This window comes from Francisella orientalis FNO12 (genome assembly GCF_001042525.2).
Taxonomy (GTDB): domain Bacteria; phylum Pseudomonadota; class Gammaproteobacteria; order Francisellales; family Francisellaceae; genus Francisella; species Francisella orientalis.
This window is the reverse complement of the sequence record NZ_CP011921.2, coordinates 1,569,101-1,587,571: the sequence shown is the minus strand read 5'-3', so window position 1 is coordinate 1,587,571 and position 18,471 is coordinate 1,569,101. Positions and strand designations below refer to the sequence as shown.

Genomic DNA, 18,471 nt, shown 5'->3' with positions numbered 1-18,471 from the left:
TTATTTATTCTCCTTGATGCCAAAAATCAAAAAAATTAAACCATTGTTTGGGATATTTTTTACAATATGATTCAAGCATTTTGGCATATTTTTGTGCATATTTTTCTAAATCTTGCTGTTTCGTCTTTCTATTTAAAATAATGCTATTTTGATCAAACTCTTTGAAAATAAAATCAAATTTATTACGATCTTTTTTTGGGCATAGCATAAAGTATGTAGGACACTTTAGAATGCTTGCTAATATAAATGCTCCTTGTGGGAAAAATGCTATATCATCTAAAAATGATAATCTAAGATTTCTCTCTGGTTTAGTTACAGAAGTTCTATCTGCAGGTATAACGATAAATTCACCATTAGCAATGCGCCCATATAACTCAATTGCCAAATCTGGAGTAACATCTTGTATACATATCATATTGATTGAGTATTTAGGATTAATCTTTGTCAAAAGTTTATTAAATGTAGGAGCTTGCTTGCTAAATACTAGAGCATTTATCTTCATACTACTATCAAAGTCTGCTAATGATCTTGCAACATCAAGATTACCAAGATGAGCTGTAAAAATAACACTACCTTTTTGTGATTTGATAGCTTGGTTCATGGTTTTGCGATCTTGTAGTGAGAAGTCTACATTATCTATAGTAATCTTATTACTCCAAACAGCTATTTTGTCTATAACCATCTCACCAAATGCTAAAAAATGTCTAAAGCTATAAAACCATAATTTTGAAGTTTTAATATTTTTATCGAGGTGTTTAATATATTTAAAAGAATAGTTACGCGCACTTTTGTACAATAAAAAATAATAGATCATAACTACTGACATGATTGAGTAGGTGAGTCTACGACCTAACAAACGAAATAAAATAAAAGTAGTTCTAAGCCCCAATAGACCACCGGCTTCTTTTATCTTAGTCCAATGTTTCACCTGATTTTTCTCCATAATAGTATTGGTGATCTAATAATCATACCAGTAACTAATTTTGTATGAGTCCAAGATATTCTGACGTTATCTCGAAACATTCTGAAATTGGAGTAACCATCTTGAGGGTAAATTACTTTGGTATTTATATAGACTATAGGAAGACCTAACCAGTACATTCTCACGATTACATCTATATCGAAATCCATCTTCACTGAGAAAGTTCTTTTCCGCATAAGCTTTGTATAAGCCTCTAGTGGATAGATACGAAAACCGCACATTGATTCTTTGAGATCAAACGACAGAGTTTCTATTGCTACCCAAAAATTTGTAATTTTTCTACCATGAAGTCTACTTTGGGGAATACTATTATCATAGATCGGCATACCAGATATTAGTGCCTGAGGGTTTTGCTGCATTGCTTGTATAAATTTAGGGATATCGGTCGAATTATGCTGACCGTCAGCATCTATTTGAAGCATATGTGTATAACCCATTTTAAAAGCTAAATTGGCACCATGACTTACAGCAACACCTTTACCTTGATTTTTATCAAGTGATTCTGTCAAAACAATATTATTAAATTCACCAGCAACTTCTCTCATGATTTGTTTAGTGTTATCTTGGCTACCATCATTTATAAGTATGATAGGTAAGTCATATCTAGCGATATTTTTGATGGTGTTACGTAGTTGCTTTCCATGGTTATAGATTGGTACTACAATACATAAATTACAATCACTACTACTCATATTTTATTTTACCCTGAGATGCTACTTGATTATTGACAGAAATTTCAAAAGTAATTGTATTGTTGTTATTTGTGATTTTTATTTCTATATCATTATTAGGTAATATAACTTTTTTGAATTTTAATTGTGGAATATTACCAAAATAGAGTTTATTAATACCAAATATTTGGCTTGCCAAATTTATGACAAAATCAACTTGAGCAATACCCGGTAAAATGGCCTGCTCTTGAAAGTGACCTTTAAAAAAATCACACTCGTGGAGTACTTGCGCCGATACTAAAACACAGCAATCATCAATATTTTGTATATTATTTATCTTAAGATGTTTGTTCATAGCTTATTTCGCCATAAATTTTAAATAAAGTCTCCTTAATAAGTTTAAATCTTATCAAACTTATAAGCTCTGACCTATTTAATTATCATCTAATAATTCAACTAATCGTTCTAGAGTTCTTTTTCCTTGAGAGTTAGTCGGTATTTCAGTTACAAAGCGCCATTGTTTAGGTATAACTACATTTGAGTAATAGTTTAATAGATAGCTCTTTATTTGTTTAATTAAATTTTGTTTACCAAAATTTTGTAATAAGTCTTGTCCAGCTTGATTTAGACATATTATTGCTGCTATATATTCACGATAGCTTTGACGCTTGATACATACACAATCTTGTATTAAGTCATAATCAATTAATATATTTTGCATTTGTGATATTGATAAACGATTACCAGCAATTTTGACAATCTTATCGACTCTACCTTTTAGTTCAAATTTATCGTTGTATAATGCAACGATATCTGACATTAGTTGTTTTTTTTGCTTAAAAAAGAGAGATCTAACAACTAGTTGATCAGACTCTGTAGTAATACAAACATTATCAAAAGGCTTCCATAGTCTATCAATTAACTGTTGCCTATACGCAATAACTCCAGTTTCACTACTGCCATAAGCTTCAAGAATAGGAATGTTGTAACTATTTTGAAATTTAATCGCGATATCGGTACTTAATGCGCTAGCTGATGAAATAAGCAAAGAGTTAGTGATAGGTGTTGTAATATTGCCTTCAAGGTGAGAAATTATTACAGGAGTGGTTATCAAAATATTGTTATCTTGAAGTAGCTTTTTGTGGATAAGTTCGGGTACAAATAGCCTTTCTGTGTGGATGATTTTTTGGTATAGTAGTGGCCATACTATAGCCCAGCTAAAGCCATACAGGTGCTGATGTGATACTGTTGTAAGCACATTGATTTTTTTAAGACTAAAGCTTTGTATGACACTGTTGATCGCTGATGACTCTTGTTCAAGATTGTATATAGTTTTGCTATAGCCTTTATATTCACCTGTAGATCCAGATGTGAAAAATATAGTTTCACAATCCTTTAATGTATACTCATTGATGATTTTTGCTGATAAATCAAGATCATTATCAGTTATTAAAGAGTCGTAATGTGTTGCAAGTTTGATAATTGTGCCAGATTTGTTATTTGGTAGCATAATAGTAGTTTTACCTAAAAACTGACATGCTATCCATGTGCAACAAAATAAGTAAATATCATCAATAGATAGTGCGACTTTGCTGTTATTATTTAGAATGATATCAAGATGATTTGCTAAAGTTTTTATATCATTCAAAAACTCTTTTGCAATGATATTATTTGGATCTTTGATAAATACAATTTCAGAAGGATTTTGTGCATGAAATTCTAGTATCGATTTAAGCGTGCTTTTCAAAATATCTCCTAACAACAATTCTAATTATAGTTTCACTAAGCATCATCAATCCTATAAGGATGTAACTAATAAAATCGTTATAAAGCGTCCATAATTGTACCGAGCCTAATATAATAGTGTATACTGAAATACAGGCATTTATAGCAAAAAAAATGCACCAGGCTAATGTCACGTACCATGTGTATTTTATTGCATAGTCTGGTGGAGGTTCTTTGCTTATGCGAATTGCAAGTTTTGTAATCAAGCTTTTGTCTTGGAATAATGAATAACAAAAAATGCAGAAGAGACTAATACTTACAAAGACAGGGTATAGTAGCATAACGGTGATATTATCCACAATGATGGCTATACCTGCAAGAAGTATCCCTACAATAGTAATAAGTTTCCAAGTGATGTTAGGATCTTTTTTTAAGATTAGTAATCTTAGTATAAATATTAAGACAATAATTAAGCCAAGATACTTTATCGAGAGTAAATTTAGGCCAATATAGACTATAAATGGATATAGTATAATTATTATCAATATAAGGAATTTAAATAGAGATTTCATTAAGTGTGTATTTAGTCTTGTGCTAGAGCTGCAACTATAGTATCAACAACATCCCCAACAGTACGAACAGATTTAAATTCCTCAGGTTTAAACTTGCGACCTGTGAAGTTTTGCAGTTGTACTACTAAATCAACAGCATCAATACTATCTAAATCAAGATCTCCGTATAGTGTTGAATCTAGAGTGACATCATCCTTATCTATTTCAAAAAGATTATTAAGAATATCCTGTAATTGTGCGAAAATTTGTTCTTTAGAAAAGCTCATCAGTATATCCTTAAAATTTATTTTCTTCTACAAATTTAGCCAAAGATGCCACAGATTCAAAGTGTTTTTTGACATCCTCATCGACAACCTCAAGACTTATGTTATAGCGTTTTTTTAACGCAACCCCTATTTCTAAAGCATCTATTGAATCAAGTCCTAAACCATCTCCAAAAAGTGCTTCATCAGCATCTATTTCATCAGCTGTAATATCTTCAAGATTTAAGACCTCGATGATCATTTCTTTTATTTCTTGTTGCATGTTTTAAAGTACCTATTTTATAAAAAATCTAATTTAGTAGAGAGATTGTGCTGTAAAAATTTAGTTAGCCTACGAGCAGCAAGAGATGGTATCCCATCTGCCTCATCAATAAAATCTTGATGATTAACCTTGTCTCCTACAACTACTCTAAACAACGGCGTTGTTTCGGCAATGTTATACCATTTGGTATTTTTTGTCAAAGTAACAGGGGAGCATGAAATATGTATCATTCTTATAGGAGCATTTGTTCTAATTGCTAGTTGTGCGGCTCCTCGTTTTAGTTTTGGTAATTGGTTGGGACTAGTTCTAGTACCTTCTGGGAACATTAACAAATTTCTACCTTCTGCAAACATTTCATTTAAGCGTGAGAATGTTTGATCAGGATTGATATTGGGGATATATCCAGCTGTTTCTATTACATGCTTATAATATGGGTTTTCCCATAAGCTTTGTTTGACAATATTATCGCAAAGTTTGAGTCTAGATACTATTGCAACATAGTCGATTAAAGTAGGGTGATTAGCTATAAAAATACAACCTCTATCCTGATATAGTTTTTCAATACCTTCAAACTCAAATCGAATGATTCTAAAATGATGAATAATTCCAATAAAAATTTTAAAACCAATGTTTATTGTGTGTTGAGCATGTATCGTGCGAGCACTTTTATCTTTTATAAATACTCTGACTAGAGGGAAATATATATAGCCTAATATTGTGCTAAAAAAGCTAAATAAAAAGAAACATATTCCTGTACCAATTCTACGATAAAACCTATTTAAGTATTTATACATAATTACATCTTCTCTATAGATATGCTCTTCAAAAATAATGGTTTAAATTCATTACAAGCATGCCAGTTTGCAAAAATAATCGCAGATGGGAGTTGATTAAATTTTTGTAATAATGTTTTGTTGTTATTAGTTTCTAATTTTAAGCCCATACTTGACAGTGATAGTGGTTCTCTTGATATGACAAAACTAATTCCATAAGCAAGATTATCTGATATATTAAGTTCATCAAATACTTCCGGTACATTATCATCATAACAAGTAAATAAAACACTATCATGGTCTTGTAATTGCGTGACAGCGTCAATTAAGCCCATTTCAAAAGTCTCGGTACCAGCAGCTATTGAGTTAAAAGGTATTTTTAGTTTATGTTGGATTGATAGGAGTCCAGAAGGAGTATTATGTACTGATTGAGAAAACGAATTTGGTGAAAGGATTTCTTGATTAGAGATATCTTTAAATATGGATAATGTATTTGCTAGTTCGCCATGCTGAGATGCGAATACTACAGCACCTATTTTATATTTATGGATTTGAGGTATGGATACTAAAAGAGCGATTTTGCTAGATTTACTACATCTTCTTCTAATGGCTGTAGCTATTAGGCTAGTATCGATGTTGATGTCCTGTTTTATCATTTCAAGGTATGATACATCTTTAAAATCAGAGATATCATTCTTTCCTTGAGCTATGACTAGCAATGAATCTATATAAAACTTCATTTAGTATCTTCTAAATTATTTTCATTAGAATTTATCATATTGAAGCAAAAAAATGTATCTCTATAAATTTTTTAATTATTAAATACAGTTAACATACACTTAATAGTATTTAAACTAATTGTAATTGTATTGTATACTTACAAGAAGTTATTCAAAATTATGTAGAATATGAGTGACAATGAAATCTATCTAAATTCGCTAGGTATAATTAATTGTTTAGGTGATTCTAAACAAGTTCTTTTGCAATCATTGCTTAATAATCAAACCGGTTTGGTAACTGATAAGAAGCTATTGTCGGGTCGCAAGACAATCGTAGGGCAAGTAAATGATAAGATACTCCCAGAAATTCCTCACCGATTAAAAGAATTTGACTGTCGTAATAATCAAATAGCGCTTCATGCATGTATGCAAATAGATCAAGATATAGGTAGAATTATAGATAAATATGGAGCTGGTAGAATAGCTGTGGTTTGCGGTACTAGTACATCAGGTATAGATAATGGTGAACGAGCTTTAACTAATAAGTTTATATCAGGCCAATTTCCTAAAGAATTTAGCTACAAGCAAGAGGAAACTGCAGGCCTAAGTGAGTTTTTGCGAGAATATTATCAACTTGAAAATATTGCGTTTACGATATCAACGGCTTGTTCATCAAGTGGTAAAGCATTTGCCTCAGCTGCTAGATTATTAAAACAGGGCTTGTGTGATGCAGTTATTGTCGTTGGTTGTGATACTCTTTGTGAGTTAACGTTAAATGGCTTTGATTGTTTAGATGCTATATCTCAAAAATTGTGTTTACCTTTTCATAATCAAAGAGATGGTATAAATATAGGTGAAGGTGCTGCAGCGTTTATTATGTCTAGAGATTGCTCAGAAATAGTACTTTTAGGTGTTGGGGAATCATCAGATGGTTATCATATTACAGCTCCAGATCCTAGTGGTGAAGGCGCTAAATTAGCTATGATACAGGCATTGAATTCAGCAAATCTAGCTCCTGATGATATCGGTTATCTAAATTTGCATGGTACAGCAACCATACTAAATGATAATATGGAAAGTAAAGCAATAAGGGATATATTTAAGGTTCCTGTTGCGTGTAGCTCTACTAAATCTTTGACAGGTCACACACTAGGTGCAGCGGCAGCTACAGAGGTCGGGATATGTTGGTTATTATTATCAGATAATTATAATCCTAACAAAAAACTACTAAAGCAATACGATTCAGATAAGGATATTATTTCTGATATTGGTATAATAACTAGTGATATTCGATACCACAAGCCAAATTTTATGAGTAATTCGTTTGCTTTTGGTGGTAATAACGTAAGTGTAATTATAGGAAAGAAATAGATGCATAATATTTCCGATTTGATACCTCATGAACCACCTATGAGGCTTGTTGATGAATTTATTGGTTTCGAAGACAATACGGTGCAGTGTAGAGCTATTGTGACAGATGATAATATATTCTTCGATAAGCAATTAGATGGTATACCACACTGGGTAGCGGTTGAAATCATGGCTCAAACCGCTGCTTCCTATGGCAGAGCTAGTAAGCTTGCTGCATCTATTGTTAGCACTAATGAACCCCCAGTAGCATTTTTACTGAGTGTGAGAGGTTATAAGACAGATGTTAAAAGATATAAAACGGGTAGTGTTTTAGATATATTTGCTGAATGTATTATTCTTGATAAAGGGACAGGGGTATTCAGTTGCAAAGTAGTGTTGGATCAACAAGAGGTTGCATCACTTACAATCAATGCCTATCAGCCACAAAGTTTTGAAGATGTAAAAAAAGTTATTAGTAGAGAAATATAAAACATGAAAAGAATATTAGTCACAGGTGCGAGTAAAGGAATCGGTAAGGCGATAGCACTGAAACTAGCGGCTGAAAATAGGCATATAACTATACACTACAACACTGACAAAGTTGGTGCTGAAAACGTTCGTGATAGTATTCTTGATAAGGGTTTTCAAGCGGATATTATAAGTTTTGATATCTCTAATAATCAGCAGACAGAACAAGCTATTGGCGAGTATATCGAAAATCAAGGTGCATTTTATGGAGTGATTAATAATGCCGGTCTTTGTAGGGATACTGCATTTCCAGCAATGACAAAAGATGATTGGTCAAGAGTCATAGATACTAATCTGGATGGTTTTTATAATGTTTTAAAGCCTTGTATTATGCCAATGATACAGCTTAGAAAAGGTGGCAGGATTATTACTATGGCTTCTGTATCTGGTATCGTGGGTAATAGAGGGCAGGTCAACTATAGTGCTGCAAAAGCTGGTATTATTGGAGCTACAAAAGCTTTGGCTGTAGAGTTAGCAAAAAGAAAAATTACAGTAAATTGTATAGCACCAGGTTTGATAGATACAGAAATGACGGATGATATTGAGCATTATGATGAGATTATTAAGCATATACCAATGAAAAGGGCAGGTAGTGTAGAAGAGGTGGCAAGCTTAACAGAGTATCTGATGTCGGATGTTGCAGCTTATATAACAAGACAGGTAATTTCTATTAATGGAGGACTTGTCTAATGAGTAGAGTCGTTGTTACCGGTATGTCAGGCGTTACAGCTCTTGGTAGTGATGCTGATACTATTTTTGAATCATTATTAGCTGGAAAAGTCGCAACTAAGAGAATGCCTTGGGATGATATTCAAGGTCTTAATACTAAACTTGCTGCTCCTGTAACAGATTTTAAAATTCCAAATTATCCTCGTAAAAAAATACGTGGTATGGGTATGGTGTCAAAGTTAGCAACCGTAGCAACCTCACAAGCATTAGCAGATGCTGATTTACTTGATAAGATAGATATATTAACTAGAGGTAGAACAGGTGTTGCTTATGGATCATGCTCTGGCAGCCCACAACCATTGTCTGATCTTTTGATGATTCTTACTGACAAAAAAATTGGCAATGTTAATGCAACAACTTATATCAAAGGTATGAGTCATACTTGTGCAGTTAATATAGCTTTATTCTTTGGATTAACTGGTAGATTAATCCCGACATCTAGTGCATGTACCTCAAGTAGTCAAGCTATAGGATATGCTTATGAAGCTATTAAGTATGGTATGCAGGATGTGATGGTTGCTGGTGGAGCAGAAGAACTTTGTGTAAGTCAGGTTGCAATATTTGACACATTATTTGCGACAAGTCAGATGAATGATACGCCAAGTTTTGCACCTAAACCTTTTGATAGAGATAGAGATGGCTTAGTTATAGGAGAGGGTAGTGCTACTTTGATATTAGAGTCATTAGGGCATGCACAACAGCGTGGAGCAAAAATTTATGCGGAGGTTGTAGGTTATGGCACAAATTGTGATGCTGAGCATGTTACACAACCGACAACCGAAAAAATGCAGATTGCTCTTAAACTTGCTTTAGATGATGCACAGATAACACCAGATATGATAGGTTATGTCAATGCTCATGGCACATCGACAGAGGTTGGAGATATAGCTGAGAGTATTGCTACGCGTGAAGTTTTTGGTAGGGATATTAGCATCAGTTCACTAAAAGGTTATTTTGGCCATACATTAGGTGCTAGTGGTTCGCTTGAGGCATGGCTAACTATAGAGATGATGAATAGAGGTGTATTTATCCCAAATGTGAATTTACAAAATGTAGATCCAAGGTGTGCTAGCTTAGACTATCTTGTAGATAAACAAAATATAGAGACTGAGTATGTGATGACTAATAACTTTGCTTTTGGCGGAGTTAATACATCTTTGATTTTCAAAAAATTTTAGAATAAAGATATATACTTTAGTCACAAAATTGATATGATATTTAACACAATTTTCTGAAAAGTTATAGGATACACAATATGAAAAAGATATTACTTTCATTGGTTGCTGCAGGCTGTTTTGTTTTACCTTTATCTGTTTATGCTTCGGATGATATTCATGATGTGAGTATCAAGAATGCTATGGAAGTAATGCCTGAGAAAGTCAAAAATAAACTTGGTGATTTTAAGTTTTATTTTGGTAAAGATTCTAAGCCATTTGATTATTCAGCTGAAGGAACAATATATACAAGCAAAAGAACTAATGGTGCATTTAAACATTATGAGAAGTCTTGTAATTGGGCTTTTTATTCAGCATTAATTGATCTAAAAGAGCGATCACAAGCTGCCGGCGGCAAAGGGGTTGCAGATATTGAATCTAACTGGAAAAATAATCCTACATCAAGTAAAGATACTTATGTTTGTGGAGAGGGTCTCTTAATGTCTGGAGTTGCATTGAAAGGGGTTGTTATCAAATAGTATTTTAACAACACAATCTTGATAAAGCTCTAATTCCTTGTCTAGGATTTCTAACAAAAGGGTTATTTTTATCTCAAGCATATCCAGCTAAGATTGATACAATTTGTTCTTTTATATTTTGACTACTATTTTTATGAAATATAATATCTTGTAAACTTCCATCATACCAAGCACTAACAAATTCTCTAAAAGTATTAATACCTATATATAATTCATCAACAAATTCTTTTTGCCAGTCGACTTCGATACCTTTTAGATGTCTATCAAGAGCATTTACTGCTAAGGATACGGATTTAACAGCAATGGTTATACCTGATGAAAATTCTGGGTCTAAAAATTCAGCGGCATTACCAAGCAAGGCAAATCTTTCGCCATAAAGTTTAGAAACATTTGCTAAGTAACCTTTGATAGTTTGAACATCAGATTTGAGTGTCGAGGTTGATGTTAAGTTTGCTAAATATGGTATTTGTTTTATAAAGCTATCAAGATTTTGTATATTGGTATTGTTATCAATGAAGCTTTTTGGCTTCGCAACTACGTCGATAGATGATGTTCCGTCAGCGAAAGGTATTAGCCAGTACCAAATATCTCGATGCTCTGGATGAACACTTATAAGAATTTTATTGCGATCGAAACTTTCATCAGTAATATTATCTTCTATATGACAAAAATATGATTGGTGCATTAGAAAGTTAGAAGGTTTTTCAAGATTAAGTAATTTTGGTAGTACTCTTCCAAAACCACTAGTATCAAGTATGAAGTCAGCTTCTAATTTATATTGTTCTTGGGTTTCAAGATTTTTGATGGTTAGAGTGATACTATCTATTTCTTCAGCTACATGGATAACTTCAGTATTATAAAATATTTTTGTACCTAACTCTTGAGCTTTATCAGCTAAAGCTTTGTCGAAAATCCCTCGTTTAACCTGAAAAGTATCACCATAACCTGCTGTAAATTTTTGATTAAAATCTATAGAAATATAGTCGGTATTATTATTAAAAGCAGCTCCATTTTTATGCTGAAACATCGCTTGTTGTTTGATAATATCAAGCATCTCAGCTTCTTCAAAATACTGCATTGATTGGGATAAGAGGCTCTCACCAATCGAGAATCTTGGGAATATTTGTCTTCCAATGATAATTACATCATAACCTTTTTTGACTAGTATTGCTGCTGCAACTGAGCCAGATGGACCAGCTCCAATTATTGCAACAGTAGTTTTTAAATTATTATTAAGCATGCAAGCCTTAAACTTAGATTTACATGTAAATTCTAGCACTATTATATATTATTAGATACTTTGATCGTTTATTTTGGCTATAGTTTATGCAAGATAAATGCTAAGAATAAAGTTGGTGTTTTTATTTTCTAACTTGGCAAGTTGAGCAACCAGTTAAATTTGCTACAAACTTGATTCTAGTTGAGAGATACCTCATTATAGCAATTACAATACCTAATCCAATTATGGCAATTGTGCTATATATAATTGATTTGTCTGGTGTGTTAAATATATTGCCAAGCTGATATACAACTACAGCAGAAGTGTAGGCAATAGTTGAACTCCATAATATAGATAATATTGCCCAGCCTCGAGTAGATTCTCTAACTGTAGCACCAATTACAGATATACAAGGTATATATAATAGAACGAATAGTAAATATGAAAATGCAGCTAGCCCAGAGCTAAATTTACTTGTCATATTACCCATAGCAGAGCTACTCATATTAGCATCTGCCTCATTACTTGTGATTGGGTTTAGGTCCATGTTGAAAAGGTTATCCCAAGTTGTATAAATAGCATTTTTGAAGTTATCGGTAACGCTGTAGCTATCAGGAATACCTTGACTATCATCTTGCGTATAAAGAGTGTTTAACGTACCTACAACGACCTCTTTTGCAAGTACTCCAGTCATTAAGCCAACAGTAGCTTGCCAGTTATCATCACTAACTCCCATAGGTGCAAATATTGGAGTTATTTTTTTACCAGCATAGTTAAGAGCGGATTCGTTTTTAGTAACATTTATACTATTTAGGCTACCAATAATAATAGCTATTGGGACAATAACTTTACCAGCTTTAAGTATGAATGATTTTAAGCGATTCCAGCTATAAAGCATAATTGTACTAAAGTGTGGTAAGTGATATTTTGGTATATCTAGTACAAAAGGAGTTGCTTCATTTTTTAGGAATGTAAACTTAATAACATATCCAGTTAAAATTGCAGCGATAATTCCTAGTAAATATAATAAAAATATTACAGATGCTCCATGCTCTGGAAAAAATGCAGTTGCGAATACCGAGAAGATAGCAAGTCTAGCTCCACATGACATAAATGGTGCCATCATAATAGTCATTAGACGATCTTCTCGTGTTTCTAATGTTCTAGATGCCATTATTGAAGCAACATTACACCCAAATCCAACTATCATTGGTACAAAAGCTTTACCAGATAATCCTATAGATTGCATAAATCTATCTATGACAAAAGCAGCTCTTGACATATATCCAGAGTCTTCGAGCAGCGATAGGAATATAAACAAGAATCCTATTTGCGGAATAAAAGCAAGAACAGTATTAATACCGGTACCTAAGCCTTGAGAGAGTATCATAGTCAACTGTTCAGGTAGACCAATAGCATTTGAGTAGTATGCTATACCATCTATAAATATTGATGCTGTAAAGTCATCAAATAAAGGTTGAACAGCAGATCCAAACGTAATTGAGAAAAAGAACATTAGATACATCATCATAAGAAATACAGGTATACCTAAAAATTGATTCATACACACAGAATCTAGTATTTGGGTTATATTTCTACGAGATTTTGAAGTTGTATAATTTACAGTTTTTTCAATAATGTCATCAACAATACTATAACGAATTTCAGGTATCTTATGTCCTGAGTTTGTTATTAGCTTAGCATGTTCAGTAAGTAGAGCATTAATATCAATATCCGGAGAGTCATGCTCTAACTGAATAGTTCTACCCTCATAGAGCTCCCCTGCTAACCATAGATTTGCAATATCAGATTGGCGTAGTTGTTGTAATTGATTATCTAATGCTAATATATCTTTGGAGTAGTGAGATCTTAAGTCATAATGTGGGGTTAATTGAGGCTTTATAAGAGCATTTTTAAGCTCATTTATACCTACACCTTTTGATCCTATCACAGGAAAAACATTTATTCCTAAGAGTTTAGACAAGCCATCAAAATTAATTACGACGCCATTTTTATTAGCAACATCAACCATATTGATAGCTAAAATCATAGGTACATTTAGCTCTAATAGCTGAATAGTCAGATACATGCTTCTTTCAAGATTAGATGCATCTAACACATTTATGATAGCATCAGGTTTTTCTTGAATAACATAGTTAAAAGCTATTTGCTCATCTATAGAGCTATTATCTGATGCTGATAGACTGTATATGCCAGGAATATCAACAATTTCAACTTGTTGATTGTCAACTTTAAAATATCCTACTTTTTTATCTACTGTAACACCAGACCAATTTCCAACTTTTTGGTTAAGTCCTGTAAGGACATTAAATATTGTTGTCTTACCACAATTTGGATTACCTACTAAGGCATATCTCATGATTTGATCTCCTCTAGATCTAATAAATCTAGCTCTTTTATACGTATTGAAATATCAGCATTTCTTACACTGACTTGGCATGGGCCACCAAAAATAGCTTTGCGCTTGATCTCAAGGATTTTACCAGGTAATAACCCTAAAGATAAAAGTCTATTTCTGTATGCGACAGGACAATTATGAAGATATCCTCTAATTAAATATTGTGTTTTAGTCTTGTACTTTGACATTTATTTATTCCATAAATGATAATTATTATCAATAATTGTGTAGATTATAATTTCTGTATGCCAGTTTTGCAATAAGTCTTTTCTTAGTTATAACTATTAAAAATAATAACATTTTTGTAGTATTTCTATAGGTGGAATGGATTATATTTTATGGCACACCTAGAGGGACTCGAACCCCCGCATTCGCCTCCGGAGGGCGACGCTCTATCCAGTTAAGCTATAGGTGCTATATTTACTTATTTATAAAACCAAAGTAAATTTTATCAAAGATATAATTATACACAAAAGCATATACAAGATAAAAAAATAACAAAGCCAATATCAACAATAATAGCCTCTATCAGTCCCATATCGAGCATATAAGCAACAAGCGGAATTATTACAATCAAAAGCTCAGCTTCAAAAAGAATGGCATGTAATACTCTTATAATGACTCCTCTTTTTGAACGACACATATCTACTTTACGCTCGATGACATCAAAAATATAGTTATAAATGAGATTCTAAAGCATTGCTATTATCGACAGAATAATAGCGAATCCTGCGATATGAAACATATCTTTATGCAAAACAAACATAGCAAATGGTGTAAATATTAATATACCAAAAAATTCAAAGCCAATAGTATGGATTAATCGAGCTAAGAAGCTCATGCTTTTCTTTAACAAAATAGACCAGCTTATATACAAATAAATTTTTATGAAGCAATTCTAACAAAAAAATACAAAAAATTCTTGAAAATGACTTTTTTGGCTCAATATGTAGTTCTGTAAGTACTTAGAATATATGGATTTTCTAAGTTGTACAAAATTTAAAACATTTTTAAAGAAACAAAATAACAATAATTAACAAAGGAGTAAGATTGTTATGAACATTCGTCCATTACAAGACAGAGTATTAGTACGTCGTGCAGAAGAAGAAACAAAATCTGTAGGTGGAATTATCTTAACAGGTAGTGCTCAAGAAAAGCCAAGTCAAGGTGAGGTTGTAGCTGTTGGGAATGGTAAGAAATTAGACAACGGTTCTACTCAGCCAATGGATGTCAAAGTAGGCGATAAAGTACTATTTGGTAAATATTCAGGCAGTGAAGTGAAAGTAAATGATGAGACTCTTCTGATGATGAGAGAAGATGACATCATGGGTATTATCGGATAATCAAAAAATCTTACAAATTTCAAAGGAGAAATTAAATATGGCTGCAAAACAAGTTTTATTTTCAGGTGAAGCTCGTGCAAAGATGCTAGATGGTGTTAATACTTTAGCTAATGCTGTAAAAGTTACTTTAGGTCCTAAAGGTCGTAATGTTGTTTTAGACAAAGCTTATGGTGCACCAACAATCACTAAAGATGGTGTATCTGTCGCTAAAGAGATCGAACTAGAAGATAAGTTTGAAAATATGGGTGCTCAAATAGTTAAAGAAGTAGCTTCTAAAACTGCAGATGTAGCAGGTGATGGTACTACTACAGCTACTGTACTTGCTCAAGCGCTACTTACAGAAGGTCTAAAAGCAGTTGCTGCAGGTATGAGCCCTATGGATCTAAAAAGAGGTATTGATAAGGCTGCTGCTAAATTAGTAGAAGAGCTAAAAGTATTTTCTAAGCCTTGTTCAGATACTAAATCTATCGAGCAAGTGGGTACAATCTCTGCTAACTCTGATTCTACTGTAGGTAAGCTTATCGCTGAAGCTATGGCAAAAGTTGGTAAAGAAGGTGTAATCACTGTAGAAGAAGGCAAGGGCTTTGAAGATGAGCTTGATGTCGTAGAAGGTATGCAATTTAATAGAGGTTATTTATCTCCATATTTTGCGACAAACCAAGAGAATATGACTACTGATTTAGAAAGCCCATATATTTTACTAGTTGATAAGAAAATCTCTAATATTCGTGAGTTACTTCCAGTATTAGAAGGTGTTTCTAAGTCAGGTAAAGCTCTACTGATCATCGCTGAAGATGTTGAGAGTGAAGCTTTAGCTACTTTAGTTGTTAATAATATGCGTGGTGTAGTGAAGGTATGTGCAGTCAAAGCTCCTGGTTTTGGTGATAGAAGAAAAGCTATGCTAGAAGATATCGCGATCTTAACAGGTGCTACAGTTATCTCTGAAGATCTAGGTATGAAGCTAGAAGAAGCCAATATGGAGCACTTAGGTACAGCTAGTAGAGTACAAGTATCTAAAGATGATACTACTATCATTGACGGTGCTGGTAATAAAGATGCTATTGCTAATAGAGTTAACCAACTTAAAGCAAATGTTGCTGAAGCTACTTCTGATTATGATAAAGAGAAGCTACAAGAAAGACTAGCTAAGCTATCGGGAGGTGTTGCTGTAATTAGAGTTGGTGCTGTTACAGAAGCTGAGATGAAAGAGAAAAAAGATCGTGTGGATGATGCTCTTCATGCAACTCGTGCAGCTGTAGAAGAAGGTATCGTTGCTGGTGGTGGTGTTGCTCTTATCAGAGCTCAAAAAGCTCTTGATGGCTTAACTGGTGATAATGATGACCAAAATCACGGTATCGCATTACTTAAAAAAGCAATCGAAGCACCATTAAGACAAATCGTATCAAATGCTGGCGGTGAGTCTTCTGTAGTTGTTAACGAAGTAAAAGCTAAAGAAGGTAACTATGGCTATAATGCTGCTAATGATACTTATGGTGATATGGTTGAGATGGGTATCTTAGATCCTACTAAAGTTACTCGTTCAGCTCTACAACATGCTGCATCAATCGCTGGTCTTATGATCACTACAGAAGCTATGGTTGCTGAGATCAAAGAAGATGCTCCAGCTATGCCTAGGGGTGGTATGGGTGGTATGCCAGGCATGATGTAATATTAGTCTTAATATCCAAAAGTATCTCTTGTTAGATATATTTTGGATATCATCCAAAGACTATATTCAAATTTTCATATCTTTCTTATCTAAAAATCAAATTCATCATTTAAAAAATTACCTTATAGAATATTTATTCTTAATCATGATGTATATAATCATCTTATGAATTATTAACGAGTAATATATTTTATGAGTTCAATCTCAATAGATAATAAAGTTCTTGGATTAAAAGATGTCACTATAATGGCAGTCACTGTTAACTTTTGTATTCGTTGGATACCTGTTACCGCGTGTTTAGGAGCATCAGCAATATTTTTTTGGATACTCGGTGATTTGGTATTTTTCTTGCCATTAGTTGTTATCGCTACACAGTTGTCACGTAAGTATCCTGATGAGGGAGGTATGTATGCTTGGACTACTAGAGCTTTGGGTGAAAAACCAGGCTTTATGGTTGCATGGCTTTATTGGATTAATACGATATTTTATTATCCAGCAGTTCTAATATTTTTGGCTACAAATTTTGCTTACTTCATTGGTAAGCCTGAATTAGTTGAGAATCATTATTATATCACTGTGATGGTATTGACAGCTTTTGGTTGATTACGGTAATTAGCTTTTATGGTCTAAAGGCAAACAAATATCTAGTAGATATTGGTGGTATTTTAGGCTCATTTATACCTGCTATTGAGATAATCGTCCTAGGAGTGGCAGCTTATCTAGCTGTAAGGCATAGTGCTACTGATTTTTCTGTGGCTAAAATAGCTCCTCATGGTAGCTCGTGGGACAATCTTTCTACTTTGACTATTATTATGTTTGCTATGGCTGGTATTGAGATAATTCCTACTTTTGCCAACTCTGTTAGAGATGCTAAGAAAAATCTTTATTATAGTTTGATTTTATCTGCTTTTATATTACTTGGACTATATATACTAGGCACCGTAGCTCTGAATCTAGTAGCATCACCTGATGATATTGGTAAGGCATCTGGTTTGATGACAGCATTTGAGATTATAGGTCATCAATTTCATTGGTCAATTTCATTGGGTATGGTTTCCCAAGCTAATGACATTTTTATTAACATTTGCTGAATTTGCCGCAGTTAGTATTTGGTTATTAGCACCTGTGATTATGTTTTTTTAAATGTGTCCCAAAGGGATTTTGCCAGACTGGTTACATAAAACTAACAAGCACGATTCTCCAAGGAATACTTTGATATTTATGGGTGTGTTAGTTACCTTTATAGTTGTATTTACAAACTTGTTGCCTTCAGTTGATGCGATGTATCAAATCTTGATCCTCATGGCTACTGTACTTTATTTTATCCATTATTTATATCTTGTAATCGCTTATATCAAGCTTATGAATCATAAGATAAAATATTTGTTTGCAGCGCTAGTTTTTGTATCGACATCATTAGGTATAATATTTAGCTTTCAACCACCAAGCGATATGACAAGCTTTTATGATATTGTACTATATGAATCTGAGTTGATCTTAGGGCCAATGATTTTTATATTTGTAGGATGGCTTTTGTATAAGTTTAGAAAATAA

Annotated in this window: 18 protein-coding genes, 1 tRNA gene and 2 pseudogenes; 8 read left to right on the top strand and 13 right to left on the bottom strand. The window is 33.1% G+C overall.

Annotation, left to right across the window (positions count from 1 at the left end; translation table 11 throughout):
* Positions 1 to 4: 4 nt before the first annotated feature.
* The 8 genes from FNO12_RS08190 to FNO12_RS08150 form a co-directional block, all read right to left on the bottom strand.
* Positions 5 to 928, bottom strand: coding sequence for a lysophospholipid acyltransferase family protein (locus FNO12_RS08190; protein WP_231138721.1), 924 nt, complete (start codon positions 926 to 928; stop codon positions 5 to 7).
* Positions 925 to 1,674 carry a glycosyltransferase family 2 protein gene (locus FNO12_RS08185; RefSeq protein WP_014714711.1) on the bottom strand — a complete coding sequence of 250 codons (750 nt, stop codon included), beginning with the start codon at positions 1,672 to 1,674 and terminating at the stop codon, positions 925 to 927. The genes FNO12_RS08190 and FNO12_RS08185 overlap by 4 nt, the downstream gene beginning before the upstream one ends.
* Positions 1,667 to 2,008 carry an ApeI family dehydratase gene (locus FNO12_RS08180; protein WP_014714712.1) on the bottom strand — a complete coding sequence of 114 codons (342 nt, stop codon included), beginning with the start codon at positions 2,006 to 2,008 and terminating at the stop codon, positions 1,667 to 1,669. The genes FNO12_RS08185 and FNO12_RS08180 overlap by 8 nt, the downstream gene beginning before the upstream one ends.
* Before the next feature lie 78 nt (positions 2,009 to 2,086).
* Entirely contained in the window at positions 2,087 to 3,400 is a 1,314-nt protein-coding gene (locus FNO12_RS08175) for an AMP-binding protein (protein ID WP_030005759.1), read from the bottom strand.
* Between the two features lie 561 nt (positions 3,401 to 3,961).
* Positions 3,962 to 4,216, bottom strand: coding sequence for an acyl carrier protein (locus tag FNO12_RS08165; RefSeq protein WP_014714714.1), 255 nt, complete (start codon positions 4,214 to 4,216; stop codon positions 3,962 to 3,964).
* Positions 4,217 to 4,226: 10 nt separating this feature from the next.
* Positions 4,227 to 4,475 carry a phosphopantetheine-binding protein gene (locus FNO12_RS08160; RefSeq protein WP_014714715.1) on the bottom strand — a complete coding sequence of 83 codons (249 nt, stop codon included), beginning with the start codon at positions 4,473 to 4,475 and terminating at the stop codon, positions 4,227 to 4,229.
* Between the two features lie 17 nt (positions 4,476 to 4,492).
* Positions 4,493 to 5,269, bottom strand: coding sequence for a lysophospholipid acyltransferase family protein (locus FNO12_RS08155; RefSeq protein WP_030005758.1), 777 nt, complete (start codon positions 5,267 to 5,269; stop codon positions 4,493 to 4,495).
* 2 nt (positions 5,270 to 5,271) lie between these two features.
* Positions 5,272 to 5,988: a beta-ketoacyl synthase chain length factor gene (locus FNO12_RS08150; RefSeq protein WP_014714717.1), complete on the bottom strand. Its 717-nt coding sequence runs from the start codon at positions 5,986 to 5,988 to the stop codon at positions 5,272 to 5,274.
* A gap of 168 nt (positions 5,989 to 6,156) precedes the next feature.
* Between FNO12_RS08150 and FNO12_RS08145 the strand changes: the two genes are divergently transcribed.
* The 5 genes from FNO12_RS08145 (at position 6,157) to FNO12_RS08125 (ending at position 10,267) form a co-directional block, all read left to right on the top strand.
* Positions 6,157 to 7,338 carry a beta-ketoacyl-ACP synthase gene (locus FNO12_RS08145; RefSeq protein WP_014714718.1) on the top strand — a complete coding sequence of 394 codons (1,182 nt, stop codon included), beginning with the start codon at positions 6,157 to 6,159 and terminating at the stop codon, positions 7,336 to 7,338.
* The gene (locus FNO12_RS08140) at positions 7,339 to 7,806 is read left to right on the top strand and encodes a hotdog family protein (protein ID WP_014714719.1); all 468 of its coding nucleotides are present in this window, start codon (positions 7,339 to 7,341) and stop codon (positions 7,804 to 7,806) included. It abuts the gene before it with no gap.
* Positions 7,807 to 7,809: 3 nt separating this feature from the next.
* The gene (gene fabG, locus FNO12_RS08135) at positions 7,810 to 8,535 is read left to right on the top strand and encodes a 3-oxoacyl-ACP reductase FabG (protein WP_014714720.1); all 726 of its coding nucleotides are present in this window, start codon (positions 7,810 to 7,812) and stop codon (positions 8,533 to 8,535) included.
* Positions 8,535 to 9,752 carry a beta-ketoacyl-ACP synthase gene (locus FNO12_RS08130; RefSeq protein WP_014714721.1) on the top strand — a complete coding sequence of 406 codons (1,218 nt, stop codon included), beginning with the start codon at positions 8,535 to 8,537 and terminating at the stop codon, positions 9,750 to 9,752. Before fabG ends, FNO12_RS08130 begins: the two co-directional genes overlap by 1 nt.
* A gap of 77 nt (positions 9,753 to 9,829) precedes the next feature.
* Entirely contained in the window at positions 9,830 to 10,267 is a 438-nt protein-coding gene (locus FNO12_RS08125) for a hypothetical protein (RefSeq protein WP_014714722.1), read from the top strand.
* A gap of 73 nt (positions 10,268 to 10,340) precedes the next feature.
* Here FNO12_RS08125 and FNO12_RS08120 read toward each other — a convergent pair whose 3' ends face one another.
* The 5 genes and pseudogenes from FNO12_RS08120 to FNO12_RS08100 all read right to left on the bottom strand — a co-directional run bounded on the left by FNO12_RS08120 (position 10,341) and on the right by FNO12_RS08100 (position 14,746).
* Positions 10,341 to 11,507 (bottom strand): NAD(P)/FAD-dependent oxidoreductase, encoded by a 1,167-nt coding sequence (locus FNO12_RS08120; RefSeq protein WP_014714723.1) that lies wholly within the window; start codon positions 11,505 to 11,507, stop codon positions 10,341 to 10,343.
* A gap of 121 nt (positions 11,508 to 11,628) precedes the next feature.
* Positions 11,629 to 13,866, bottom strand: coding sequence for a Fe(2+) transporter permease subunit FeoB (feoB, locus tag FNO12_RS08115; protein ID WP_014714724.1), 2,238 nt, complete (start codon positions 13,864 to 13,866; stop codon positions 11,629 to 11,631).
* On the bottom strand, positions 13,863 to 14,093 hold the full coding sequence (locus FNO12_RS08110) for a FeoA domain-containing protein (RefSeq protein WP_004287111.1): 231 nt from the start codon (positions 14,091 to 14,093) through the stop codon (positions 13,863 to 13,865). Before FNO12_RS08110 ends, feoB begins: the two co-directional genes overlap by 4 nt.
* Positions 14,094 to 14,244: 151 nt before the next feature.
* A tRNA-Arg gene (locus tag FNO12_RS08105) sits at positions 14,245 to 14,320 on the bottom strand.
* A 5-nt stretch (positions 14,321 to 14,325) separates the two neighbouring features.
* A pseudogene (locus tag FNO12_RS08100) lies at positions 14,326 to 14,746 on the bottom strand (PACE efflux transporter).
* A 214-nt stretch (positions 14,747 to 14,960) separates the two neighbouring features.
* Between FNO12_RS08100 and FNO12_RS08095 the strand changes: the two are divergent.
* From FNO12_RS08095 to FNO12_RS08085, 3 genes and pseudogenes are all read left to right on the top strand, one after another.
* Positions 14,961 to 15,248, top strand: a complete 288-nt coding sequence (locus FNO12_RS08095; protein ID WP_014714725.1) for a co-chaperone GroES — start codon at positions 14,961 to 14,963, stop codon at positions 15,246 to 15,248.
* 37 nt (positions 15,249 to 15,285) lie between these two features.
* Positions 15,286 to 16,917, top strand: a complete 1,632-nt coding sequence (gene groL, locus FNO12_RS08090; protein WP_014714726.1) for a chaperonin GroEL — start codon at positions 15,286 to 15,288, stop codon at positions 16,915 to 16,917.
* 192 nt (positions 16,918 to 17,109) lie between these two features.
* A pseudogene (locus FNO12_RS08085) lies at positions 17,110 to 18,471 on the top strand (APC family permease).

Excerpts from the sequence above, each read along its gene's own strand:
- FNO12_RS08185 (WP_014714711.1), bottom strand. The coding sequence starts at position 1,674 with ATGAGTAGTAGTGATTGTAATTTATGTATTGTAGTACCAATCTATAAC.
- FNO12_RS08180 (WP_014714712.1), bottom strand. The coding sequence starts at position 2,008 with ATGAACAAACATCTTAAGATAAATAATATACAAAATATTGATGATTGC.
- FNO12_RS08165 (WP_014714714.1), bottom strand. The coding sequence starts at position 4,216 with ATGAGCTTTTCTAAAGAACAAATTTTCGCACAATTACAGGATATTCTT.
- FNO12_RS08160 (WP_014714715.1), bottom strand. The coding sequence starts at position 4,475 with ATGCAACAAGAAATAAAAGAAATGATCATCGAGGTCTTAAATCTTGAA.
- FNO12_RS08155 (WP_030005758.1), bottom strand. The coding sequence starts at position 5,269 with ATGTATAAATACTTAAATAGGTTTTATCGTAGAATTGGTACAGGAATA.
- FNO12_RS08150 (WP_014714717.1), bottom strand. The coding sequence starts at position 5,988 with ATGAAGTTTTATATAGATTCATTGCTAGTCATAGCTCAAGGAAAGAAT.
- FNO12_RS08145 (WP_014714718.1), top strand. The coding sequence starts at position 6,157 with ATGAGTGACAATGAAATCTATCTAAATTCGCTAGGTATAATTAATTGT.
- FNO12_RS08140 (WP_014714719.1), top strand. The coding sequence starts at position 7,339 with ATGCATAATATTTCCGATTTGATACCTCATGAACCACCTATGAGGCTT.
- fabG (WP_014714720.1), top strand. The coding sequence starts at position 7,810 with ATGAAAAGAATATTAGTCACAGGTGCGAGTAAAGGAATCGGTAAGGCG.
- FNO12_RS08130 (WP_014714721.1), top strand. The coding sequence starts at position 8,535 with ATGAGTAGAGTCGTTGTTACCGGTATGTCAGGCGTTACAGCTCTTGGT.
- FNO12_RS08125 (WP_014714722.1), top strand. The coding sequence starts at position 9,830 with ATGAAAAAGATATTACTTTCATTGGTTGCTGCAGGCTGTTTTGTTTTA.
- FNO12_RS08120 (WP_014714723.1), bottom strand. The coding sequence starts at position 11,507 with ATGCTTAATAATAATTTAAAAACTACTGTTGCAATAATTGGAGCTGGT.
- feoB (WP_014714724.1), bottom strand. The coding sequence starts at position 13,866 with ATGAGATATGCCTTAGTAGGTAATCCAAATTGTGGTAAGACAACAATA.
- FNO12_RS08110 (WP_004287111.1), bottom strand. The coding sequence starts at position 14,093 with ATGTCAAAGTACAAGACTAAAACACAATATTTAATTAGAGGATATCTT.
- FNO12_RS08095 (WP_014714725.1), top strand. The coding sequence starts at position 14,961 with ATGAACATTCGTCCATTACAAGACAGAGTATTAGTACGTCGTGCAGAA.
- groL (WP_014714726.1), top strand. The coding sequence starts at position 15,286 with ATGGCTGCAAAACAAGTTTTATTTTCAGGTGAAGCTCGTGCAAAGATG.